The sequence below is a fragment of the Streptomyces sp. NPDC059787 genome (genome assembly GCF_042732315.1).
Classification (GTDB): domain Bacteria; phylum Actinomycetota; class Actinomycetes; order Streptomycetales; family Streptomycetaceae; genus Streptomyces; species Streptomyces atrovirens.
Map to the genome: position 1 here is coordinate 356,445 of NZ_JBHWHX010000001.1, position 21,331 is coordinate 377,775.

The following is a 21,331-nucleotide window of genomic DNA, read 5'->3' on the forward strand; positions in this document are numbered from 1 at the left end:
CCTGATCAGGGGCTTTGTTGCCAGCGCTCACTGGCGTGGTGTGTGAGCGGTGGGTGAATCCGTTACCGACGGGTACACAAAGTGTTCCCCCGGGCATACCCTGCGGCTCATGACGGACGCGCAGACCCGGGAAACGACCGGCACCAACCCCCTCGCCCCCGCGCCGGCGGGTGCCCGCACCGCCGCCGACGTGGTCACGCCGGAGCTGGTCGCCCAGCTCACCAAGGGCGTGGCCGGCTCCGGCCGGACCGCCAACCACACGCCGTTCACCGGCGAGAAGCTGGCCGACCTGCCCGAGTCGACGCCCGAGGACGTGGAGAAGGCCTTCGAGGCGGCCCGCGCCGCCCAGGCCGTCTGGGCGAGGATCCCGGTGCGGGAGCGTGCCGCCGTCCTGCTGCGCTTCCACGACCTGGTGCTGAGCCGCCAGGCCGAGGTGCTCGACCTGATCCAGCTGGAGACCGGCAAGGCCCGGCTGCACGCCCACGAGGAGGTGCAGGCCGTCGCCGTCGCCGCCCGCCACTACGGCCGCCGGGCCGCCGCCTACCTGCGGCCCAAGCGGCACGCGGGCGCCATGCCGACCCTCACGAAGGTCACCGAACTGCGCCACCCGCGCGGTGTCGTCGGCCAGATCGCCCCCTGGAACTACCCCCTCGAACTCTCCGTCGGCGACGCGCTCCCGGCGTTCGTCGCGGGCAACGCGGTCGTCATGAAGCCCGACACGGAGACCTGCCTCACCGCGCTGTGGGCCCGTGACCTGCTGATCGAGGCCGGACTGCCCGCCGACGTCTTCCAGGTCGTCCTCGGCGAGGGCCCGGTCGTCGGCCCCGAGGTCGTCCGGCACGCCGACTACGTCTCCTTCACCGGCTCCACCCGCACCGGCCGCGAGGTCGCCCAGGGCGCCGCCGCCCGCCTGGTCGGCGTCTCCCTCGAACTCGGCGGCAAGAACGCCATGCTGGTCCTGGAGGACGCCGACCTCGACAAGGCCGCCGCGGGCGCCGTCCGCGCCTGCTTCTCCTCCGCCGGCCAGCTGTGCATCTCCATCGAGCGGCTGTACGTCCACGAGTCGGTCGCGGACGCCTTCCTGGAGCGCTTCGCCGCCCGGACCAGGGCGATCCGCCTCGGCACCTCCCTCGCCTACGGCGCCGACATGGGCTCCCTGGTCGGGCAGCGCCAGCTCGACGCCGTCACCCGGCACGTCGACGACGCCGTCGCCAAGGGGGCCAAGGTGCTCGCGGGCGGCACGGCCCGCCCGGACATCGGCCCCTACTTCTACGAGCCGACCATCCTCGACGGCGTCGAGGCCCCGATGAGCGTCTGCTCCGAGGAGACCTTCGGCCCGGTCGTCTCGATCTACCGCTTCTCCTCCGACGACGAGGCGGTCGAACGCGCCAACGCCACCCCGTACGGCCTGAACTCCTCCGTCTGGACGAAGGACACCCGGCGCGGCCGCGAGGTCGCCGCGCGCCTGCGCACCGGCACCGTCAACATCAACGAGGGCTACGCCCCCGCGTACGGCAGCGTCCAGTCGCCGATGGGCGGCATGAAGGACTCCGGCCTCGGCCGCCGCCACGGCTCCGAGGGCATCCTCAAGTACACCGAGGCCCAGACGGTCGCCCACCAGCGCCTCCTCCCGATGGCCCCGTCACTGGGCATGGACGACGAGAAGTACGCGGCCTTCATGAGCCGCAGCCTGCGCCTCATGAAGACACTCCGGTTCAGGTGAGATGCCTTCAGGGGCGCGGGGCTGCATCGATATGCGGCTCCGCCGCGCGAGCGCGATCCACCACAGACGGTCAGCACATTTGACTCAACGAGGAGCACACGTGCCCCAGGACACTTACGACTACGACGTCATCGTGGTCGGATCCGGCTTCGGCGGATCGGTCAGCGCCCTCCGCCTGACAGAAAAGGGCTACACCGTCGGCGTCCTGGAAGCCGGCCGCCGCTTCACCCGCGAAACCCTGCCGAAGAACTCCTGGGACCTGAAGAACTACCTCTGGGCGCCGAAACTCGGCATGTACGGCATCCAGCGCATCCACCTGCTGGGCAACGTCATGGTGCTGGCCGGCGCGGGCGTCGGCGGCGGCTCGCTCAACTACGCCAACACCCTCTACGTACCGCCGAAGCCGTTCTTCGACGACCCGCAGTGGGGGCACATCACCGACTGGCAGGAGGAGCTGGGCCCGTACTACGACCAGGCGAAGCGCATGCTCGGCGTACGGCTCAACCCGACGATGACGCCGTCGGACGTGCACCTGAAGGCGGCGGCCGAGCGGATGGGGGTGGGCGACACCTTCCACATGGCCCCGGTCGGCGTCTTCTTCGGCGACGGCGAGGACGCCGACGGGAAGGCGAAGGCGAAGCCGGGACAGGAGGTACCCGACCCGTACTTCGGCGGGGCGGGGCCGTCGCGCCGGGCCTGTGCCGAGTGCGGCGAGTGCATGACCGGCTGCCGGCACGGCGCGAAGAACACCCTCAACGAGAACTACCTCCACCTCGCCGAGAAGGCGGGCGCGGTCGTCCACCCCATGACGACGGCCGTGTCGGTGACGGAGGACTCCCGAGGCGGATACGCGGTCGCCACGCTCCCCACCGACGACCGCCGCAAGGGCAAGGGCCGTACCTTCCGCGCCCGCCGGGTCGTCCTGGCCGCCGGCACCTACGGCACCCAGACGCTGCTGCACCGCATGAAGGCGGGCGGGCAGCTTCCGCACCTGTCGAACAAGCTGGGTGAGCTGACCCGTACCAACTCCGAGGCCCTCGTCGGTGCGCAGACCGACGACCGCCGCTACCGCAGGGCCACCGGCGCGCCGAAGGCCGACTTCACCCGCGGTGTGGCCATCACGTCGTCGATCCACCCCGACGAGAACACCCACATCGAGCCGGTCCGCTACGGCCGCGGCTCCAACTCGATGGGCGGGCTGTCCATCCTCCAGGTGCCGTACGCGGGCGGCGGTTCGGGTGCGGCCAGGGTGCTCGGCTGGCTGGGCGGCGCGGCGCGGCACCCCTGGCTGCTGCTGCGTTCCCTGTCCAACCGGCGCTGGTCGGAGCGGACCATCATCGGGCTGGTGATGCAGTCGCTGGACAACTCCCTGACGACGTACCTCAAGCCGTCCGGGGCCGGCCGCGGGCTGCTCACCGCCCGGCAGGGCCACGGTGCCCCCAACCCCAAGCAGATCAAGGCGGCCACGGACGGCGCGTCGGCGCTGGCGGCCGAGATCAACGGCTTCGCCGGCTCCAACGTCGGCGAGCTGACGGGGATGCCGCTGACCGCCCACTTCCTGGGCGGCTGCCCGATCGGCGCGTCCCGTGAGACCGGTGTGATCGACCCGTACCACCGTCTCTACGGCCACCCCGGTATCTCGGTCGTGGACGGGGCGGCGGTCTCGGCGAACCTCGGGGTCAACCCCTCCCTGACCATCACGGCACAGGCCGAGCGGGCGATGTCGTACTGGCCCAACAAGGGCGAGGCCGATCCGCGCCCCGCGCAGGGGGAGGCCTACCGGCGCCTGGAGCCGGTCGAGCCGAAGTCCCCGGCGGTCCCGGCGGAGGCGTTCGGCGCGCTGCGGCTGCCGTTCCTGGGGATACCGGCGGTGCCGCCGAAGCAGGACTGAGACGGCCGGGGAAAGACGGCGCCGAGGAAGAACGGACAAGGAAAAAGGACCTGTGCCCCCCTCCGAGCTCAGGTCCTTCTCCCTTGTCCATGTGGTCCATGTGGTCCGCGAGGATGTCAGTGAGTGTGATCAGCCAGGCGCGCAGATGGTTGTCCTGGCGGTCAGTGATTTTTCATGTGATCTGGATCACGTGTGAAGCATGATCGTCACTGGCGTACGCTCGTCCGCCTACGACCGCCAACGAGAGAAAGCCCGCGACCCCGTGGCCGAGCAGCCGTCCGAAGAGAGCAGACCGGAGTCCTCGTCCCTCCCCGACGACGTCTGGGAGAAGTTCGTCCAGGACAGTGAGCGCGACATCCGTGCCTCCGCCCCCAAGGAGCCTTCGGCGCGGGCGCGCATGGTGACCGAGCGGCTGCGGGCGATGGACGAGGCGCAGGCGAGGGCGGTCGGCGGCGGCAGGCGCCGCACGGGCAGGAAGCGGAAGGCGGCGCAGCCCGCCCCGCCCGAGGGGTGGCGCACGAGTCGGCCCTTGCAGGCCTTGGAGCGTCGCCCGTCGCGGCGGCGCCGGGTCTGGAGCGCGGTCGGGGTGGTGGTCGCCGTGGCACTGGCCGTGGTCGCCGTCAATCCGTCGGCCGCGCTGTCCTGGCTGCCCGGCGGCCTCGGCGAGGACGAGGCGGGGGCGGCCGACGCCACTCCGCTCTCCCCCGAGACGGGCCGCCCCAGTACCGCGCCCCCCGACGTCGCCGCCGACGTCCCCACGCGCGAGAAGCCGTTCGCCGGGTCCCCGGCCGCCCGGTGGGAGGCGGGGGTGGACGCCATCCGGCTGCCCGAGGCGAAGGCCGTCAACGGGGTCCCCGCCGCCCGGATCCAGGCCGTGCTGAAGGGGACGAAGGAGTTCCTGGTCGCCGCCAACCTCGATCCCGCGGTACTGAAGGGCGAACAGCCGAAGAAGGCGCTGGACCTCGTGGACCCGGCGGAGAAGGAGTACCTCGCCGATCTGCGCGACGCCCTGCGCGAACCCACGGAGAAGAACGACCCGGTGTGGACGTTCACCCGGTTCGACCCCGCGGAGGTCGAACTGGCGGGCGACGTGCGGGTGCGTGGCCGTATGACGGTCGAGGCCGTGGAGGGAACCGCCGGGAGGGCCGTGATCAAGGCCGACTACACCTTCGTGTACCCGATGGCCCGTGTCGGCGGCGGCGACGAGGTGAGCAGGGCCATCGTCCGCCGGACGGTCGAGGTGGACGCCGTGGACCCCGCCAGGTTCCAGGCCGACGAGGGACACATCTGGATCACCGACGTCAACGGCGAGATATCCAACGACGACTGCCGGGAGGGCGACGGCTTCATCCGTCCGCAGTTCCTCGCCGACCGGCAGGGGCGCCCCGAGCCGACCGGACCGGCCCGCGACCCGTACGACCGCAGCAAGGACCTGGAACCGGCCGACGGCGACGCGGGCTGCGGAGTCGTGACCCGCACCTGAGGCGTGCGGCGGGTTTCCGCCGGCCGGTCCCGGGCGTCCCCGGGACCGGCCGTTCTCTGGGGTGACCGGGCCGCTGTCCCCTGCCGTCCGGTCACTTCCCCGGAGCGAGGTCCCACGACGTACGACACGATCCGCACGTCTCATCGCTCCGGCGAGCCACACGTGGTGCTGCTCGTGCCCGCCCCTGGCCGACGCGGACACCGGTACCAACGAGGCGGTTCCGGTACCGGTCACGCGCCGTACGGGTGAGGACTGTGCGTACGTCTGTACCGCGAGCGCGGATTCAGATCCTGCCGCGGCACAGCTCCAGCAGGGTCATCGCGAGCGTGGTGCCCGGCTTGCCCAGGGCGTCCCGGTAGTGGGCGAGGACCTCCATCTCGCGGGACAGGTTCACCCGCCGCCCGCCGGAGGCGATCCGTTCCTTCTGGATGACGGCCGACACGGCCATCCGTTCCTGCATCAGGCCGATGATCCGGTCGTCGAGCGCGTCGATCCGCTCGCGGGCACCGGTGATCAGCTCGGCGGCCTCGGTGGTGCGGGCGCCGGTCTTCTCGGTCGACTCCGTCGTGGTGGTGGTCATGCCGGGGCTCCTCGTGGATGGGTGCGGTGCCCCGGAGCGACAGGGTCCGGAGGAAAACGCCAGGCGCCCCGGACCTTGTCGGCCCGGGGCGCCTGGGAAGTCGCTTGTCAGTTGCTCAAGCAGCACGACCATGGCAGCCGGCGGGCCGGTCGCCATAGGTAAAGAGGAAGGTCGGGTGCGTGAGCATGGGGCAAGTATGCCCGGCCGGCCGCGGCTGTCCAACGCGGGCCGCATGGTGAGACGGGATCCGGTCCCGGCGGCGGGACACGGCCCGCCGCCGCCTCGGTAGAATTGGGAGGCACAAGACCCCCGCCCCACCGCCGGAAGGCACCTCGTGTCATCAGCGTCTCCCGCTGCCAACGCGCCCGACACCGTCCTGGTCGTCGACTTCGGCGCGCAGTACGCCCAGCTCATCGCCCGTCGCGTCCGCGAGGCGCGGGTCTACAGCGAGATCGTGCCGAGCACCATGCCGGTCGAGGAGATCCTCGCCAAGAACCCCGCGGCGATCATCCTGTCCGGCGGCCCCTCGTCCGTGTACGAGGAGGGCGCCCCTAGTCTCGACCGCGAGATCTTCGAGGCCGGCGTCCCCGTCTTCGGCATGTGCTACGGCTTCCAGCTCATGGCCCAGAGCCTGGGCGGCCAGGTGGACAACACCGGCGCCCGCGAGTACGGCCGTACGGACCTGCACGTCGCCAGGAACTCCTCCACCCTCTTCGAGGGCACCCCGGACGAGCAGGACGTCTGGATGTCGCACGGCGACGCCTGCTCCGCCGCCCCCGAGGGCTTCACCGTCACCGCCTCGACGGACATCGTCCCGGTCGCCGCGTTCGAGAACGACGACAAGAAGCTCTACGGCGTCCAGTACCACCCCGAGGTGATGCACTCCACGCACGGGCAGCAGGTGCTGGAGCACTTCCTGTACCGGGGCGCGGGCCTCACCCCGGACTGGACCACCGGCAACGTCATCGACGAGCAGGTCGACGCCATCCGCGAGCTGGTCGGCGACAAGCGCGCCATCTGCGGTCTGTCCGGCGGCGTGGACTCCGCCGTCGCCGCCGCGCTCGTCCAGAAGGCCATCGGCTCCCAGCTGACCTGCGTGTACGTCGACCACGGCCTGATGCGCAAGGACGAGACCGAGCAGGTCGAGAAGGACTTCGTCGCCGCGACCGGCGTGCAGCTCAAGGTCGTGGACGCGCAGGAGCGGTTCCTCACCGCGCTCAAGGGCGTCTCCGACCCCGAGGAGAAGCGGAAGATCATCGGCCGGGAGTTCATCCGGGTCTTCGAGCAGGCACAGGCCGAGATCATCGCGGACGAAGGTCCGGCGGTGGAGTTCCTCGTCCAGGGGACCCTGTACCCCGATGTCGTCGAGTCCGGCGGCGGCACCGGCACCGCCAACATCAAGTCCCACCACAACGTGGGCGGCCTCCCCGAGGACCTCGAGTTCAAGCTGATCGAGCCGCTGCGCAAGCTGTTCAAGGACGAGGTCCGGATGGTCGGCCAGGAGCTCGGCCTGCCCGAGGAGATCGTCCAGCGCCAGCCGTTCCCCGGCCCCGGCCTGGGCATCCGTATCGTCGGCGAGGTCACCAAGGAGCGGCTCGACCTGCTCCGCGAGGCCGACGCCATCGCCCGCGAGGAGCTGACCGCGGCCGGTCTCGACCGGGACATCTGGCAGTGCCCGGTCGTCCTGCTCGCGGACGTGCGGTCGGTGGGCGTCCAGGGCGACGGCCGCACCTACGGTCACCCGATCGTGCTGCGCCCCGTCTCCAGCGAGGACGCCATGACCGCCGACTGGTCCCGGCTGCCGTACGACGTCCTCGCGAAGATCTCGACCCGGATCACCAACGAGGTGCGGGACGTCAACCGCGTCGTCCTCGACGTGACCTCCAAGCCGCCGGGCACCATCGAGTGGGAGTGACCCTTCCGGGTCCTCAGGTCCGTTTGAGGGTGCGCACCGGCTCTCCGGGCTTCCAGACCTGGACGACGAGGTACTTCTCGTCCTCCACGTAGGTCCTCACGACCTCCGTCAGCTCGGTGCGGAAGAGGTGGAACGGCTCCGGCGGTTCCACCTCTTCGGCGTACCTGGCCCGGGTCCGGGTGTCGCCGTCGGCGATCTCGACCGCCCGGCCGCCGATCCGGACGTCGCCGCCGCCCATGCCCGTGCCGTCGCCCGGATTCGCCTGGAGCGCGAAGCGCGGGTCGCGGCGCAGATCGAGCGCCTTGAGCGAGTCCGGCATCATGCCGAACCACAGCTCCCCGTCCAGGAAGCGGACCTCCAGACCGGTGGTACGCGGTGAGCCGTCCTTGCGCAGGGTCGCGAGGACGTGGTGGGTGTACGCGGCGAAGCGCTCCTCCACGGTCTTCGCGAACTCGTGTTCGGCGGCGGTGAAGGCCGCCCAATTCGTGTGCATGGACCGAGTGTGAAAGGGATACCGGACATCCTGTGTCGGGTATCCGGCGTTACGGAACAGAGCTGTCGTCCGGCGCGGCCCGCCGGTAACTTCCGCCCCGTACGCACACCCCCCGCGGGAGGACTCATGCACGGGCCCACGCCGCCCCTGCCGCTGCCCACCGACAAACTGCGCTTCGCCATGCCGCCCATGCACGAGTCGGTCGACGACGAGCGCCGGCACCGCAAGGAGCGGCTCGCGGGCGCGCTGCGGCTCTTCGGCAGGCTCGGCTACGAGGACGGTGTGTCGGGGCACATCACCGCACGCGACCCGGAGTTCAGCGACTGCTTCTGGGTCAACCCGTTCGGGATGCCCTTCCGGCAGGTCACCGTGAGCGACCTGGTGCTCGCCAACCGGGACGGCCAGGTCGTCGAGGGCGGCCACCACGTCAACCAGGCCGCGTTCACCGTGCACGCCCAGGTGCACGCGGCCAGGCCCGACGTCGTCGCCGTCGCCCACTGCCACTCGGTGCACGGCCGCGCCCTCGCCGCCCTCGGCGACCTGCTCGACCCGATCACCCAGGAGAGCTGTGCCTTCTACGAGGACCACGCCCTCTACGACGCCTACAGCGGCGTCACCGTCGACGCCGAGGAGGGCAGGCGGATCGCGGATGTGCTCGGCTCCCACAAGGCGCTGGTGCTGCGCAACCACGGGCTGCTCACCGTGGGCGACTCGGTGGACGCGGCGGCCTGGTGGTTCGTGACGATGGAGCGGTCCTGCCAGGTGCAGCTCACCGCGAAGGCGGCGGGCCGGCCCGTCCTCATCGACCACCGGCAGGCGGTGGCGACGCGGGAGCAGCTGGGCGGGGACCTGGTGGCATGGATCAACTACCAGCCGATGTGGCAGGACATCAGCCGGAGCGAGCCGGATCTGCTGGAGTAGACGGCAAGGTCAACACGGCGCCGTGAAATTCACCCGTCCGGACCGGGCCTGCCGGACGGGAAGGCGGCGGGGTAGGGCACAATTCGCTTTCGTCGTGGGGGACTTGTGTCGTGTTTTCTGACGGCCTCGATGACTTCGGTGGCTTTGACGGTGGGGAAGGCGGGCTTCGGGCGTGGCGGTGCAGGAGGCGAGGCGGGGCGGCCCCGACACGGGCGCCCACGAGGGGGGCTGCACCTGCGGGGACTGTCCGCACGGGGCGCGTGAGGGGCATCGGCGGGCGGTCGCCGCGTTCCTGCTGAAGCGGGACGAGTTCGCGGCCGGACAGGGAGTGCCGGCCGCGGTGGCCCACTCCGCCTCCGCCTCCCGGCAGTGGGTGTCGGAGGAGCTGACGCAGGCCGCGGAGATCGTCGCCGAACGGGGGCGGGCCGAGGGCGCGGCGTGGCTGGTACGGCTGTGGCGGCGGACCGCGGGTGTGGTGTGGGCGGGCGTCGTGCTGCTGCTCCTGGGGCAGGCGCTCACGGCGATCGGCGCGGGGTGGAGTGCCGCCCGCACCGCCGGGCTGCTGGCCGCGCTGGTGGTGGCCGGGGCGCTGACCGCGGCGTCGTGGTTCCACCGGGCGCGCGGAGGTGCGCTGGCGCCGGTGATCGGGGAGGACAACCGGCTCTCCACGTCCCGCGCGGTGGCCGCGTGCTGGGTGCTGTTCCTGGCGTTCGCGGTGCTCGTTCTGGTGGGGCAGCTCGCGGCCGCCTCCGGGAACCGGGAGCGGGACGCGCTGATCGACGGGATGGAACTCGCCCGCGGCGCCGGTGTGGTGACCGTGCTGGCCGTGGTGTGCGGGATCGCCGTGCTGGTGCGGCGGGTGGTCGGACTGCGGGTGCTGGGACAGCGGCTGCAGAAGGTACGCGCGTACCGGCCCAGGGCGGCGGACCTGCTGACCGACGACTCGGGGCGGGGGAGCTTCGCCGACATCCAGTACGTCGTGATCAGCGGTGTCGCCCTGGTGTTCGCGGCGGTGCGGCTGGCCCGGAGGCCGGACCAGCTGCCGGATCTGCCGTGGGGACTCGCGGTGGTGGTGCTGGTGTCGGCGGCGACGTATCTCGCGGGGAAGTACGCGGAGGGCGGCCGTCCGGTGATCCTTTCGGTGGTGCGGGCGCGCGAGGCCGGCGACCTGGACGCGCCGATCCGGACCGGTGACGACATCGAGATCCGGGGCGCCGGGTTCGTTCCGGTGGGCGCCCAGGGGGCGGACCGGCTGTCCCGGATGGTGGTCCGGGTCGGACCGGTCAATGTGCACGTACCGCTGGTCCCGGTCACAGGCGGCTTCGACAACCCGACAGACACACTCCTGACCGTCCCGGTCCCGGCAGAGGTGGAACCGGGCCGAGTGGAGGTCCAGGTCATCACGGCAGCGGGCACAGAAACAAACCGCTACACAATCGACGTGACGGACTAGCCGGACGCCCGCTCCCGCGATCCGCGGGCAGTCGTGCCGCTGGGGCGCTGGGGCGCTGGGGCGCTGGGGCGCTGGGGCGCTGGGGGAGGGCGGGGGCGACGGCACCCCGCCCCCGTTCCCGCGGGCATTCGTGCCGCTGGGGCGGCACGGGTGGGCGCGACGGCACCCCGCTGACGCCGGGCTGCGCGAACATCCCCCGGTCCACACCGGCGCGGGGCACCTCACAAGGCGCCGGGCTGCGCGAACATCCCCCGGTCCACACCGGCGCGGGGCACCTCACAAGGCGCCGGGCTGCGCGAACATCCCCCGGTCCACACCGGCGCGGGGCACCTCACAAGGCGCCGGGCTGCGCAGACACCCCCGGCCCACTCCAACGCGAGGCACCCACAAGCACCGCACTCCGAAGAAAACCCCGTCCTCAGGGTTGAGCCGCCCTCATTCGTCGTACGTATGGTCTGTCGAGGAGTGCCGGCACGGCAGTGAGAGGCGGCGGACAGCGATGACTCACGGTATGCGCACGGACACGCACTCCCCACACCTCGGCGGCGACAGGGACTGGCGGGACACCGCCACCCGCTACGCCCTCGTCCCCCTACGCCTCTTCCTCGGAATCACCTTCATCTACGCCGGCCTCGACAAACTCACGGACAGCGCGTTCATGAAGGACTCCGGCGCCGGCTCGATCGGCGACATGATGCGCGGCGTCCGCGACTCCTCCGCCCTCCCCGCCCTGGTCGACATGGCGCTGGAGAACCCCGTCGCCTTCGGTTACGCCATCGCCCTCGGAGAACTGGCCGTCGGCATCGGCACCCTGCTCGGTCTGCTCACCCGCCTGGCCGCCCTGGGCGGCGCGCTGATCTCCCTCAGCCTGTGGCTGACCGTGAGCTGGGCCGCCGATCCGTACTACTACGGCAATGACCTCCCGTATCTGCTGGCCTGGACTCCGCTGCTGCTGGCGGGCGCCCCGCTGCTGTCCGTGGACGCCGCTCTTCGCGCGCGGCGGCGGCAGCGGACGGGGGAGTACCGGTAACGCCCGCTCAGGGCGCCGTCTCCGCGTCGGTCCTCCGGGGGACCGACCTGCCTCGGCGCCGCCGTACGAGGCCGGTCAGGGAACCCACCGCGCCGGCCAGGCAGAGCCCGCCGGTGACCACGGGGATCACCACGAACCACGGAGTGTCCCAGGCGCCGCCCGCGTCACCGGCGTAGATCACCGCGGCGAGGACGAGGAAGGCACCGGCCACCAGCCTGCCCGGCTGGAACTCATGACGCAGCACGGCTCACCTCCGCCTGTCCCGCGCCGACCTGGAGATCGAGGTCGAGCGTGCCCGCCTCCTCGACGCCGGCCGGCGGCTCCAGGGTCACCTCCTTGTGCTTGCCCGGTGCCACGTCCACGTCCTTCTGCCTGTCGCCCGGCAACTGGATGTCCCCCACTCCCACATCGACGCTCAGCCTCACGGTCACGTCCCTGGGCACGATCACGTGGATCCGGCCGAGGCCGACGTCGGCCCGCGTCGAGACGGTGCGGTCCTCGGGGATACGTACCGCGGACAGGTCCAGTTCGCCCTCGCCGGCGCCCAGGTCGTAGGCCGGGCGTATCTGCGCGACCGAGGCGGGCGCCCAGGTCGTCTGCTTCCAGTCGGTGCCGATGTCCTTGGGCAGGGCGGCCGAGCCGGCGAGCAGGCCCGCCGTGACGACCGCCAGGATGATCGATCCCGCCCCAGTGCGGCCGAGGAACGCGCTGACGGCCACGCCGAGACCGAAGACGGCGAGCGCGCAGGCGAGGCCGGTCTGCAGGCTGGTGCCGAGGGGGTGGCTCTCCCACGTCAGCCCGGCACCGAGGCCGCCCGCGAGCAGGGCGAGCAGGAAGACCCGGCCGCCGATCCCGCCACGGGGGTCGCGCGGGAACGGGGGACGGAGGGGCGGTGCGTACGCCTTCCCACGGGTGCCGGTGCGAGGGCCGGGCCCGCTGTCGACGGCGGCGGCGACGTCCATGTCGCGGGCGTCCCGGGGGCCCCACAGATAACCCGTGCCCCCGACGTGGGTGCCGTCCTTGACGATGGGGTCACGCCACCACGACGGGAAGGCGGAGGGGGCCGGCGGTGCCTGGGGCTCCGGCGGGGCGTCGGCCACGGCCTGGGCGGCTATGTGGTCGGGGCTGGGCGCACCGCGCCGCCGTGACCAGTACCCGGCGCCGGCGAGCAGCAGGGACAGTATGACGGCGAAGCTCAGCACTCCGTCGTTGCTCAGCATGGTGAGGAAGACGCCGCAGCCGACCAGCGCGAACAGCACGGCCGTCAGGGTGTGGCCGTTGACCCGGCCGGTCAGCAGCCGGCGGATCTCGTTCTCCTCCTCGTCCTCGTACGGGACGAAGAGCCAGGCGAAGCCGTAGAAGATGAGGCCGATGCCGCCGGTGGCGGACAGGACCGCGAGCGTGATCCGGAAGATCACCGGGTCCATGTCGCACTGCCGGCCGAGCCCCGCGCACACCCCGCCGAGCATCTGGTGCCGGCGGTCGCGCCGGAAGTGCCCGCTCTCGTCGGCCGGCTCCGGTGGCGGGGCGGTCGCTCCCCCCGGGCCCGCGACGGGTCCCGGACCCGTCGCGGCGTGCTGGTGATCGGTCATGGGTCCATGGTGACGGGCGAGCCGCCGCGGCGGCAGTCGGTACGACCCTGGCCGGACCCTGATATCGGTCCCCGAGCGGGACCGGGGGAGCGTCCGACGGACCGGGGCCGTGGAGATCAGGGGAGTCTCCGGGGCCGACCCTGATGCTCCGGTACTCCGGGCGTGTGACCATCATTGGCATGTCGGAAGCCGCAGCAGCGCCCGTAGTCGAGCCGCGGCCGCCGCGCAAGCTCTACCGCAGCAGTGACGGACGCTGGCTCGGTGGTGTGGCGCGGGGGCTCGCCGGACACCTCGGGCTGCCCGTGATCTGGGTACGTCTCGTCTTCGTCGGCCTGTTCATGGCCGACGGGCTCGGCGCGCTGCTGTACGCCGCGTTCTGGTTCTTCGTACCGCTGGGCGTCGGCGGTGTGGACGCGCAGAAGCCGCCCTCGCTGGTGACGACGGAGACCTCGCCAGACGGCCGGCGCAGACTCGTCACCCGGAAACCGGACAAGGGGCAGATCGTCGCCCTGCTCCTCATGGTCGTCGTGGCCATGATCTTCGTGGGCAACGTGAACCTGACCAACGGGGCCAGGGCCTACCTCTGGCCGACCGTGCTGGTCGGCGCGGGCGTCGCCCTGGTCTGGCGGCAGGCGGACAACGCCCGCCGGGCCCGCTGGATGGAGGTCGGCCGCCGCCGGCGCACGGTCACGCTGCTGCGGGCCGGGGCCGGTGTGCTCCTGGTGACGGCGGGCGCCTCGGGCATCTTCGTCCTGCGGGGCTCCGGCAGCCACCTCGGCTCGGTGCTCCAGGCGGCCCTCGCGGTCCTCGTCGGCATCACCCTCCTCGCGGGCCCCTACCTCGTGCGCATGACCCAGGACCTCTCCGAGGAGCGCCTGATGCGCATCCGGGCGCAGGAACGCGCGGAGGTCGCCGCCCACGTCCACGACTCGGTGCTGCACACCCTCACCCTGATCCAGCGCAACGCGGACAACGCGGGCGAGGTGCGCCGCCTGGCCCGGGCCCAGGAGCGCGACCTGCGCGCCTGGCTCTACAAGCCGGAGGGCAACGGCAAGGACGAGGACGACGAACCCGCCACCCTCGCCGAGGCGGTGAAGCGCAACGCCGCCGAGGTGGAGGACAAGCACGGTGTCCCCATCGAGGTGGTGGTCGTCGGCGACTGCCCGCTCGACGAGAGAATCGGCGCACAGATGCAGGCCGCGCGCGAAGCGATGGTCAACGCCGCCAAGTACGGTGGCGAGGGAGGCGCGGTGCAGGTCTACGCCGAAGTCGAGGGAAGGACGGTCTTCGTGTCCGTCCGGGACCGCGGCCCCGGCTTCGACCTGGACTCGATACCCGCCGACCGCATGGGCGTCAGGGAATCGATCATCGGCCGCATGGAGCGCAACGGAGGCACGGCGCGGCTGCGCGCGGTGCCGGACGGCGGCACGGAGGTCGAGCTGGAGATGGAGAGGGCGGAGAAGACGTCATGAGCGAGCCGACCGAGGCGAACGGAACGACGGGACCGGCGGAGAGTGCCGGGCGTCATGTGCGGGTGGTCCTCGTCGACGATCACCGCATGTTCCGCACGGGTGTCCAGGCGGAGATAGGGCAGACCGCGCAGACGGGTGTCGAGGTGGTCGGCGAGGCCGCCGACGTCGACCAGGCGGTCACGGTCATCACCGCGACCCGGCCCGAGGTGGTCCTGCTCGACGTGCACCTGCCCGGTGGCGGCGGCGTCGAAGTGCTGCGCCGCTGCGCCCCTTTGATGGGCGACGCCGAGCAGCCGGTCCGTTTCCTCGCCCTGTCCGTGTCGGACGCGGCGGAGGACGTGATCGGCGTGATCCGGGGCGGTGCCCGCGGCTATGTGACCAAGACGATCACCGGCACCGACCTGGTCGACTCGATCTTCCGGGTCCAGGAGGGGGACGCCGTCTTCTCCCCCCGCCTGGCCGGCTTCGTCCTGGACGCCTTCGCCTCGACCGACGCCCCGCCGGTCGACGAGGACCTCGACCGCCTCACCCAGCGTGAGCGGGAGGTCCTGCGGCTGATCGCCCGCGGCTACGCCTACAAGGAGATCGCCAAGCAGCTGTTCATCTCGGTGAAGACGGTCGAGTCCCACGTCTCGGCGGTCCTGCGCAAGCTCCAGCTCTCCAACCGCCACGAACTGACCCGCTGGGCGACGGCGCGGCGACTGGTCTGAGCGGGCCGTTCAGACCACCCGCGCGGCGCCCGCGAAGGGCATCTCGTCGATCGGGGCCACGCGGACCGGGGCCGAGGGGTTCGGGGCGTGGATCATGCGGCCGTCGCCGACGTAGATGCCGACGTGACTGATGCCGGAGTAGAAGAAGACCAGGTCTCCGGGGCGGAGTTCGGAGCGGGGGACGCGACGGCCGGCGTCGATCTGGGCGTAGGTGGTGCGGGGCAGGGAGACACCGGCGGAGCGGTACGCGGCCTGGACGAGGCCCGAGCAGTCGAAGGCGTCCGGGCCGGTCGCGCCCCAGACATAGGGGCTGCCGAGCTTGGCGTAGGCGTAGGAGACGGCCTCCGCCGCGCGGGGGCCGGGAGCCGCGAGGGCTGCGTCCCGGGCGTCCGTCGAGGAGTGCGGGGCACGGTCGGTTCCGTCGGTGAGTCCCGCGCGTTGCCCGGGGGTCAGCCGGGACAGCAGCCGGCGGGCGGCGGTCAGCTTGGTGGTGATCGTCTTCTTGTGCCGCTCGAGTTCGGCGCGGCGGGACGTCAGCGATTTCACCTCGACGCGTGCGGCGCCGCGCAACTGCTCGATCTCCCGGAGCTGTGTGCGTACGCGTCCCACCGCCGCCTGGCGGCGGCTGCCCGCCCGTTCGGCGAGCGCGGCGCCGTCCAGATAGCCGTCGGGGTCCTCGGAGAGGAAGAGCTGCAGGGCGGGGTCGAGGCCGCTGCCGCGGTACTGCGCCGCGGCGACCGTGCCCAGGGCGTCCCGCGCGGAGTTGAGCCGGTCCTTCCTGCGGGCCGCCTCGTCCTGCAGGTCGCGCAGCCGCCGCTGGGCCGACTCGGCCTTCTCCTTGGCGCCGTTGTACTTCTCGGTGGTGGTCTCCGCCTCCCGGTAGAGCCTGTCGACCTCGGCCTTGACCTGGCCCGGTGTCAGCTGCGGTTCGGCGTGTCCCGTCCCGTCGAAGCCGGTCGCGGTGGCCGCGCCGGCGAGGGCGACGGCGGTGACCGCGCGGGCCGTGGTGCCGCCCGCGACGCGCTGTCGGGGCCTGCGGTGCGCTGCCACCTGGATTCCCGTCCTTTCCGACGACCGCGCGGAGCGGACTGCCGTCCGGTGGTCCGGCGGCGGGGGTGCACAGGGGAGCCGTCCGCCGCCGGACCTTCTCGGCGGTGGTGTCCGGTTGCCGCCCCTGGACCGGGCGGCGGTGGAGAGCCGGGCACCTGGAGGAGGACGCTAGGCCCGGCCGCGTATCCCTGGTAACGGGTTGTGCGGAAGTGACGCGAGCGGACCGTCGGGTGACCGTAAGTGACCAGGATCCCGTTCCGGCTTCGTAGCCTTTACTCGGAGTGATGACCGATATGGCGGAGGAAGGACGGTTGAGGGCGCCGGAGTGCTACGAGGCGGCTATGGCTAGGCTCCGGCCTCATGGACGTACTCATCCACCTCTTCGTCGGTCTGCACATCATCGGCATCGCGTCGCTCCTCGGCGGCTTCCTCACCCAGATGAAGGCGATGGGCGCGGGCACCGCCCGGTTCGTCCCCGCGATGCTGCACGGCGCGCTGACGATGCTGGTCACCGGTGTGGTCCTGGTCGGCCTCAACCAGGCCCAGGACTACTCCGTCGACAACATCAAGATCGGCGTGAAGCTGGCCCTGCTGATCGTGATCCTCGGTCTGGTGTACGTGAAGCGGGACGACGAGAAGGTGGACAAGGGCCTGTTCGGTCTGGTCGGGCTGCTGACCGTGACGAACGTCTTCATCGCGGTGCTGTGGACCTGATCCCCGCTCCACGGGCCCGGACGTGACCGCGGCCCACGGCAGAACATGCCCCGGACCCCGAGCCGGGGGGTGCCGACGGCGGTGGACGCGGACAGCGTCACCGCCGTCGGCGTTTGCAGGGGGAGTGCGGGCGCCGCGTGCCGTGGCACGGACCAGCACGGAAAGGGGGAGCGGGACGGGGACGACGCCGGAGGGCCGTCCCCGCCCCTCCCGAGCGGGTCAGGCGGGGCGCACCACGCTGTGGATCGAGGACTCGCCGTCGTAGTAGATCGACTCCTCGCGGACGTACGTGCCGGGCTTCGGCGCGTGGATCATCATCCCGTTGCCGATGTAGATGCCCACGTGGGTGACGTCGTCGTAGAAGAAGACCAGGTCACCGGGTCGGGCCTGGGAGACGGGGACCGTCGTGCCCGCGTTCACCTGGTCGTAGGTGGTGCGCGGAACGGTGACGCCGGCGGCCTTCCAGGCGGCCTGGGTGAGGCCGGAGCAGTCGTAGGAGCCGGGGCCGGTGGCGCCCCAGACGTACGGCTTGCCGATCTGCGCGCGGGCGAAGGCGAGGGCCTTCTCGGCCTTGGCGGCGTACGAGGAGTCCGTCGACGTGGACGGCGTGGTGGCCGAGCCCGCTGACCCGGAGGCGCTGCCCGAGGTGCCGCTGTCCTGCTGGGCGGCGGCGGCCTCCTGGGCCTTCTGCTGCTCGGCGAGTTCGGCGGCCTTGCGGGCGGCCTCCTTCTGCTTCTCCTTCTCGATCGCCGCGAGCCGCGCCTTCTCCTCGGCGGTCAGCTTCGACATCAGCTCGCGCGCGTCGGTGAGCTTCTTCTGGACGGTGGCCTTGGCCGTCTTCAGGTCGCCCTGGGTGTCGGTGAGCGTCTCGAGGCTCTCGGTGGCCTCCTGGCGCTTCTTCATCGTCTCGGACTGCCGGGTGACGTAGTCGTCGACCGCTTCCTTCTGGCGGCCGGTCATCCGGTCCATCACCTGGCGCTGGTCGAAGATGTCCTGCGGGGTGTCCGCGAGCAGGAAGGTCGCGGTGTCGGGGACACCGGCGCCGGTCCGGTACTGGGCGGCGGCGAAGGAACCCAGCTCCGCCCGCGCCTCGTTGAGTTTCTGGGTGCGCTTGGCCACGTCGTCGAGGAGCGTGTCCACCTGCTTGCGCTGCTTCGCGGTCTTCTCCTTGGCCGCGTTGTACTTCTCGGTCGCCGACTCCGCCTGGCGGTAGAGATCGTCGACCTTCTTCTCGACCTCCTCCAGGCTCGGCCTGCCGTCGTCGGAGGGGGCGGCGGTGGCCGTCTGGGACAGCAGGGCCACGGAGGTCAGGGCGGCCGTGGCGAGGGCCGGGGTCCGTATGCCTGCCACGCGCGTGCCGGGGGTGCGCGACTTGCGGTGCGACGCCAAGGGAGGCGACTCCTTCCAAAGCTCCGCCTACCGGGTTAGCTGTCGGGTTCGGGCGGGTGGTTCGGAAGGGTTGCCCTACGGCCGCTCCGTGAGGGAGTGGGCCGATTCACCCCATGGTCTCGGTGGGTCCCCGGCTCCGGCTGCCGTGAGGGCAGTGACGGACTCGGCGGAGGCCGCGCGGCCCGGCGAGGTTCGCCGGTGGGGGTCGTGCGGCCCGCCCGCACCGTAGCCAACTGGTGTGGCCCCTGTGAAGGTTGATGGGTGATATGCCCGATACATTTTCGTGACCTTGTGTGCGGTGTCACTCAGGGTGAGGCGCTGGTTCTGGAGGGTGCGCGTCCCGTCCCGGCCGCAGGATTCCGGGGATGTTCCCGGGGTGGCCCCGGGTTGTCGGTGGGGCGGCCTAGACTCGGAGAGCGATGAGCAGCCTCTTTGACGACAGCTTCCTGGCGGACCTCCAGGCCCAGCGGGGCCCCGAGGGCGAGCCCCCGCCACCGCCCGAGGACGAGCACGGACCGGAGCAGATCCCGGACGACCTGTTCGGCGGGAAGTTCGACGTGCCGCCGGACCGGGACACCTACTACCGCGACGGCGCCCCGCGCCCGGTGATCGACGCCGCCGCGCTGCTGGAAGGGCTGAACGACAACCAGCGCGCCGCCGTCGTGCACTCCGGCTCCCCGCTGCTCATCGTGGCCGGCGCCGGCTCCGGCAAGACCCGCGTGCTCACCCACCGCATCGCCCACCTGCTGGCCGAGCGGCACGTCCATCCGGGCCAGATCCTCGCGATCACCTTCACCAACAAGGCCGCGGGCGAGATGAAGGAGCGCGTCGAGCAGCTCGTCGGCCCGCGCGCGGGCGCCATGTGGGTCATGACGTTCCACAGCGCGTGCGTGCGCATCCTGCGCCGCGAGAGCAAGAAGCTCGGCTTCACGTCGTCGTTCTCGATCTACGACGCCGCCGACTCCAAGCGTCTGATGGCCCTGGTCTGCCGCGACCTGGACCTCGACCCCAAGCGTTTCCCGCCGAAGTCCTTCAGCGCCAAGATCAGCAACCTGAAGAACGAGCTGATCGACGAGGAGGACTTCGCCGCCCGGGCCGCCGACGGTTTCGAGAAGACCCTCGCCCAGGCCTACGCGCTCTACCAGTCGCGGCTGCGGGAGGCCAACGCCCTCGACTTCGACGACCTGATCATGACGACGGTCAATCTGCTCCGCGCCTTCCCGGACGTCGCCGAGCACTACCGCCGCCGCTTCCGGCACGTCATGGTCGACGAGTACCAGGACACCAACCACGCCCAGTACGCGCTGGTCCGCGAGCTCGTCGGCACCTCCGAGCGCCCCGCCGGCGCACCGTCCGAGCCCGAGGTGCCGCCCGCCGAGCTGTGCGTGGTGGGCGACGCCGACCAGTCGATCTACGCCTTCCGCGGCGCGACGATCCGCAACATCCTCCAGTTCGAGGAGGACTACCCGGACGCGACCACGATCCTGCTGGAGCAGAACTACCGCTCCACGCAGACCATCCTGAGCGCCGCCAACGCCGTCATCGAGCGCAACGAGTCGCGCCGTCCCAAGAACCTGTGGACCAACGCCGGCGCGGGCGCGCGGATCACCGGGTACGTCGCGGACACCGAGCACGACGAGGCCCAGTTCGTCGCCGAGGAGATAGACCGCCTCACCGACGCGGGCGAGGCCAAGGCGGGCGACGTCGCCGTCTTCTACCGCACCAACGCCCAGTCCCGTGTCTTCGAGGAGATCTTCATCCGCGTCGGCCTGCCCTACAAGGTCGTCGGCGGTGTCCGCTTCTACGAGCGCAAGGAGGTCCGGGACGTCCTGGCCTACCTGCGGGTGCTCGCCAACCCCGAGGACTCGGTGCCGCTGCGCCGTATCCTCAACGTCCCCAAGCGGGGCATCGGCGACCGCGCGGAGGCCATGATCGACGCCCTCGCGCAGCGCGAGAGGATCAGCTTCCCGCAGGCGCTGAGGCGCGTCGACGAGGCGTACGGCATGGCCGCGCGCTCGTCGAACGCGGTGAAGCGGTTCAACACGCTGATGGAGGACCTCCGTACGGTCGTGGAGTCCGGGGCGGGCCCGGCGACGGTCCTGGAGGCGATCCTCGAACGTACGGGCTACCTCGCGGAGTTGCAGGCGTCCACCGACCCGCAGGACGAGACCCGGATCGAGAACCTCCAGGAACTCGCGGCCGTCGCCCTGGAGTTCGAGCAGGAGCGCGGCGAGGGCGAGTCGGTCGCGCTGTCCGACTTCCTGGAGCAGGTCGCCCTGGTCGCCGACTCCGACCAGATCCCCGACGAGGACGAGGACGGCTCCGGCGTCATCACGCTGATGACCCTGCACACCGCCAAGGGCCTGGAGTTCCCGGTCGTCTTCCTCACCGGCATGGAGGACGGCGTCTTCCCGCACATGCGCGCCCTCGGCGAGACCAAGGAGCTGGAGGAGGAGCGGCGCCTGGCGTACGTCGGCATCACGCGCGCGCGTGAGCGGCTGTACCTGACCCGGTCGACGCTGCGCAGCGCGTGGGGCCAACCGTCCTACAACCCGCCCTCGCGGTTCCTGGAGGAGATCCCGGCCGCCCACCTGGAGTGGAAGCGGACGGGGGCGAGCAAGCCCGTGTCCTCCGGTCCGGTGTCGGGGGTGGCGGCCTCGCTGTCGTCGTCCCGCTCGCGCTCGTCGGCGTCGGGCGGTTCCGGTTTCGCCACCAGGCGGACCGCGGACAAGCCCGTGGTGTCGCTGGCGATCGGGGACCGGGTCACGCACGACCAGTTCGGCCTCGGCACCGTGGTCGCGGTGAAGGGCACGGGTGCCAACACGGAGGCGACGATCGACTTCGGGGACACCAAGCCCAAGCGGCTGCTGCTGCGGTACGCGCCGGTGGAGAAGCTGTAGCCGCGGGCCGCGACC

17 protein-coding genes and 1 riboswitch are annotated in these 21,331 nt (G+C 71.6%); of the genes, 11 read left to right on the forward strand and 6 right to left on the reverse strand.

The genetic code is table 11. The features are described from left to right. Positions 1–109: 109 nt before the first annotated feature. The 3 genes from ACFV5H_RS01780 to ACFV5H_RS01790 all read left to right on the forward strand — a co-directional run bounded on the left by ACFV5H_RS01780 (position 110) and on the right by ACFV5H_RS01790 (position 5,097). The gene (locus ACFV5H_RS01780) at positions 110–1,723 is read left to right on the forward strand and encodes a succinic semialdehyde dehydrogenase (protein ID WP_385192212.1); all 1,614 of its coding nucleotides are present in this window, start codon (positions 110–112) and stop codon (positions 1,721–1,723) included. A 100-nt stretch (positions 1,724–1,823) separates the two neighbouring features. Further along, positions 1,824–3,614 (forward strand): GMC family oxidoreductase N-terminal domain-containing protein, encoded by a 1,791-nt coding sequence (locus ACFV5H_RS01785; RefSeq protein WP_385048164.1) that lies wholly within the window; start codon positions 1,824–1,826, stop codon positions 3,612–3,614. Between the two features lie 199 nt (positions 3,615–3,813). Then, a complete protein-coding gene (locus ACFV5H_RS01790) occupies positions 3,814–5,097 on the forward strand; it encodes a hypothetical protein (protein WP_385192214.1) in 1,284 nt (427 codons plus the stop codon). A 283-nt stretch (positions 5,098–5,380) separates the two neighbouring features. Here the strand turns inward: ACFV5H_RS01790 and ACFV5H_RS01795 are convergent, their stop codons facing one another. After that, positions 5,381–5,677, reverse strand: coding sequence for a chorismate mutase (locus ACFV5H_RS01795; protein WP_385048158.1), 297 nt, complete (start codon positions 5,675–5,677; stop codon positions 5,381–5,383). 334 nt (positions 5,678–6,011) lie between these two features. On the opposite strand from ACFV5H_RS01795, the gene guaA reads away from it, so the two are divergent. After that, on the forward strand, positions 6,012–7,592 hold the full coding sequence (gene guaA, locus ACFV5H_RS01800) for a glutamine-hydrolyzing GMP synthase (protein ID WP_385048155.1): 1,581 nt from the start codon (positions 6,012–6,014) through the stop codon (positions 7,590–7,592). Between the two features lie 13 nt (positions 7,593–7,605). On the opposite strand, the gene ACFV5H_RS01805 is transcribed toward guaA, so the two are convergent. Continuing rightward, positions 7,606–8,085, reverse strand: a complete 480-nt coding sequence (locus ACFV5H_RS01805; protein WP_385048153.1) for a pyridoxamine 5'-phosphate oxidase family protein — start codon at positions 8,083–8,085, stop codon at positions 7,606–7,608. A 126-nt stretch (positions 8,086–8,211) separates the two neighbouring features. On the opposite strand from ACFV5H_RS01805, the gene ACFV5H_RS01810 reads away from it, so the two are divergent. From ACFV5H_RS01810 to ACFV5H_RS01820, 3 genes are all read left to right on the forward strand, one after another. Continuing rightward, a complete protein-coding gene (locus ACFV5H_RS01810) occupies positions 8,212–9,006 on the forward strand; it encodes a class II aldolase/adducin family protein (RefSeq protein ID WP_385048150.1) in 795 nt (264 codons plus the stop codon). Positions 9,007–9,178: 172 nt separating this feature from the next. After that, entirely contained in the window at positions 9,179–10,459 is a 1,281-nt protein-coding gene (locus ACFV5H_RS01815) for a hypothetical protein (RefSeq protein ID WP_385048148.1), read from the forward strand. A 499-nt stretch (positions 10,460–10,958) separates the two neighbouring features. Then, the gene (locus tag ACFV5H_RS01820; protein ID WP_385192216.1) at positions 10,959–11,489 is read left to right on the forward strand and encodes a DoxX family membrane protein; all 531 of its coding nucleotides are present in this window, start codon (positions 10,959–10,961) and stop codon (positions 11,487–11,489) included. A gap of 7 nt (positions 11,490–11,496) precedes the next feature. Here ACFV5H_RS01820 and ACFV5H_RS01825 read toward each other — a convergent pair whose 3' ends face one another. Both ACFV5H_RS01825 and ACFV5H_RS01830 read right to left on the reverse strand, forming a co-directional pair. After that, positions 11,497–11,733 carry a hypothetical protein gene (locus ACFV5H_RS01825; RefSeq protein ID WP_385048143.1) on the reverse strand — a complete coding sequence of 79 codons (237 nt, stop codon included), beginning with the start codon at positions 11,731–11,733 and terminating at the stop codon, positions 11,497–11,499. Continuing rightward, positions 11,720–13,081, reverse strand: coding sequence for a PspC domain-containing protein (locus ACFV5H_RS01830; RefSeq protein WP_385192218.1), 1,362 nt, complete (start codon positions 13,079–13,081; stop codon positions 11,720–11,722). The genes ACFV5H_RS01825 and ACFV5H_RS01830 overlap by 14 nt, the downstream gene beginning before the upstream one ends. 179 nt (positions 13,082–13,260) lie before the next feature. On the opposite strand from ACFV5H_RS01830, the gene ACFV5H_RS01835 reads away from it, so the two are divergent. Together ACFV5H_RS01835 and ACFV5H_RS01840 are read left to right on the forward strand one after the other, a co-directional pair. Beyond that, positions 13,261–14,553: a PspC domain-containing protein gene (locus ACFV5H_RS01835; RefSeq protein WP_385048138.1), complete on the forward strand. Its 1,293-nt coding sequence runs from the start codon at positions 13,261–13,263 to the stop codon at positions 14,551–14,553. Next, positions 14,550–15,263: a LuxR C-terminal-related transcriptional regulator gene (locus ACFV5H_RS01840; RefSeq protein WP_385048135.1), complete on the forward strand. Its 714-nt coding sequence runs from the start codon at positions 14,550–14,552 to the stop codon at positions 15,261–15,263. The genes ACFV5H_RS01835 and ACFV5H_RS01840 overlap by 4 nt, the downstream gene beginning before the upstream one ends. 9 nt (positions 15,264–15,272) lie before the next feature. On the opposite strand, the gene ACFV5H_RS01845 is transcribed toward ACFV5H_RS01840, so the two are convergent. Then, entirely contained in the window at positions 15,273–16,313 is a 1,041-nt protein-coding gene (locus tag ACFV5H_RS01845; RefSeq protein WP_385048132.1) for an NlpC/P60 family protein, read from the reverse strand. A 360-nt stretch (positions 16,314–16,673) separates the two neighbouring features. Between ACFV5H_RS01845 and ACFV5H_RS01850 the strand changes: the two genes are divergently transcribed. Next, entirely contained in the window at positions 16,674–17,027 is a 354-nt protein-coding gene (locus ACFV5H_RS01850) for a hypothetical protein (RefSeq protein ID WP_030829675.1), read from the forward strand. 219 nt (positions 17,028–17,246) lie between these two features. Here the strand turns inward: ACFV5H_RS01850 and ACFV5H_RS01855 are convergent, their stop codons facing one another. Then, complete coding sequence (locus ACFV5H_RS01855; protein ID WP_385192220.1) at positions 17,247–18,416, reverse strand: NlpC/P60 family protein; 1,170 nt, start codon at positions 18,414–18,416, stop codon at positions 17,247–17,249. Positions 18,417–18,423: 7 nt separating this feature from the next. Continuing rightward, a riboswitch (cyclic di-AMP (ydaO/yuaA leader) is annotated at positions 18,424–18,595 on the reverse strand. Between the two features lie 240 nt (positions 18,596–18,835). Between ACFV5H_RS01855 and pcrA the strand changes: the two genes are divergently transcribed. Beyond that, a complete protein-coding gene (pcrA, locus tag ACFV5H_RS01860) occupies positions 18,836–21,316 on the forward strand; it encodes a DNA helicase PcrA (protein ID WP_385192223.1) in 2,481 nt (826 codons plus the stop codon). The last annotated feature ends 15 nt before the right edge of the window (positions 21,317–21,331 follow it).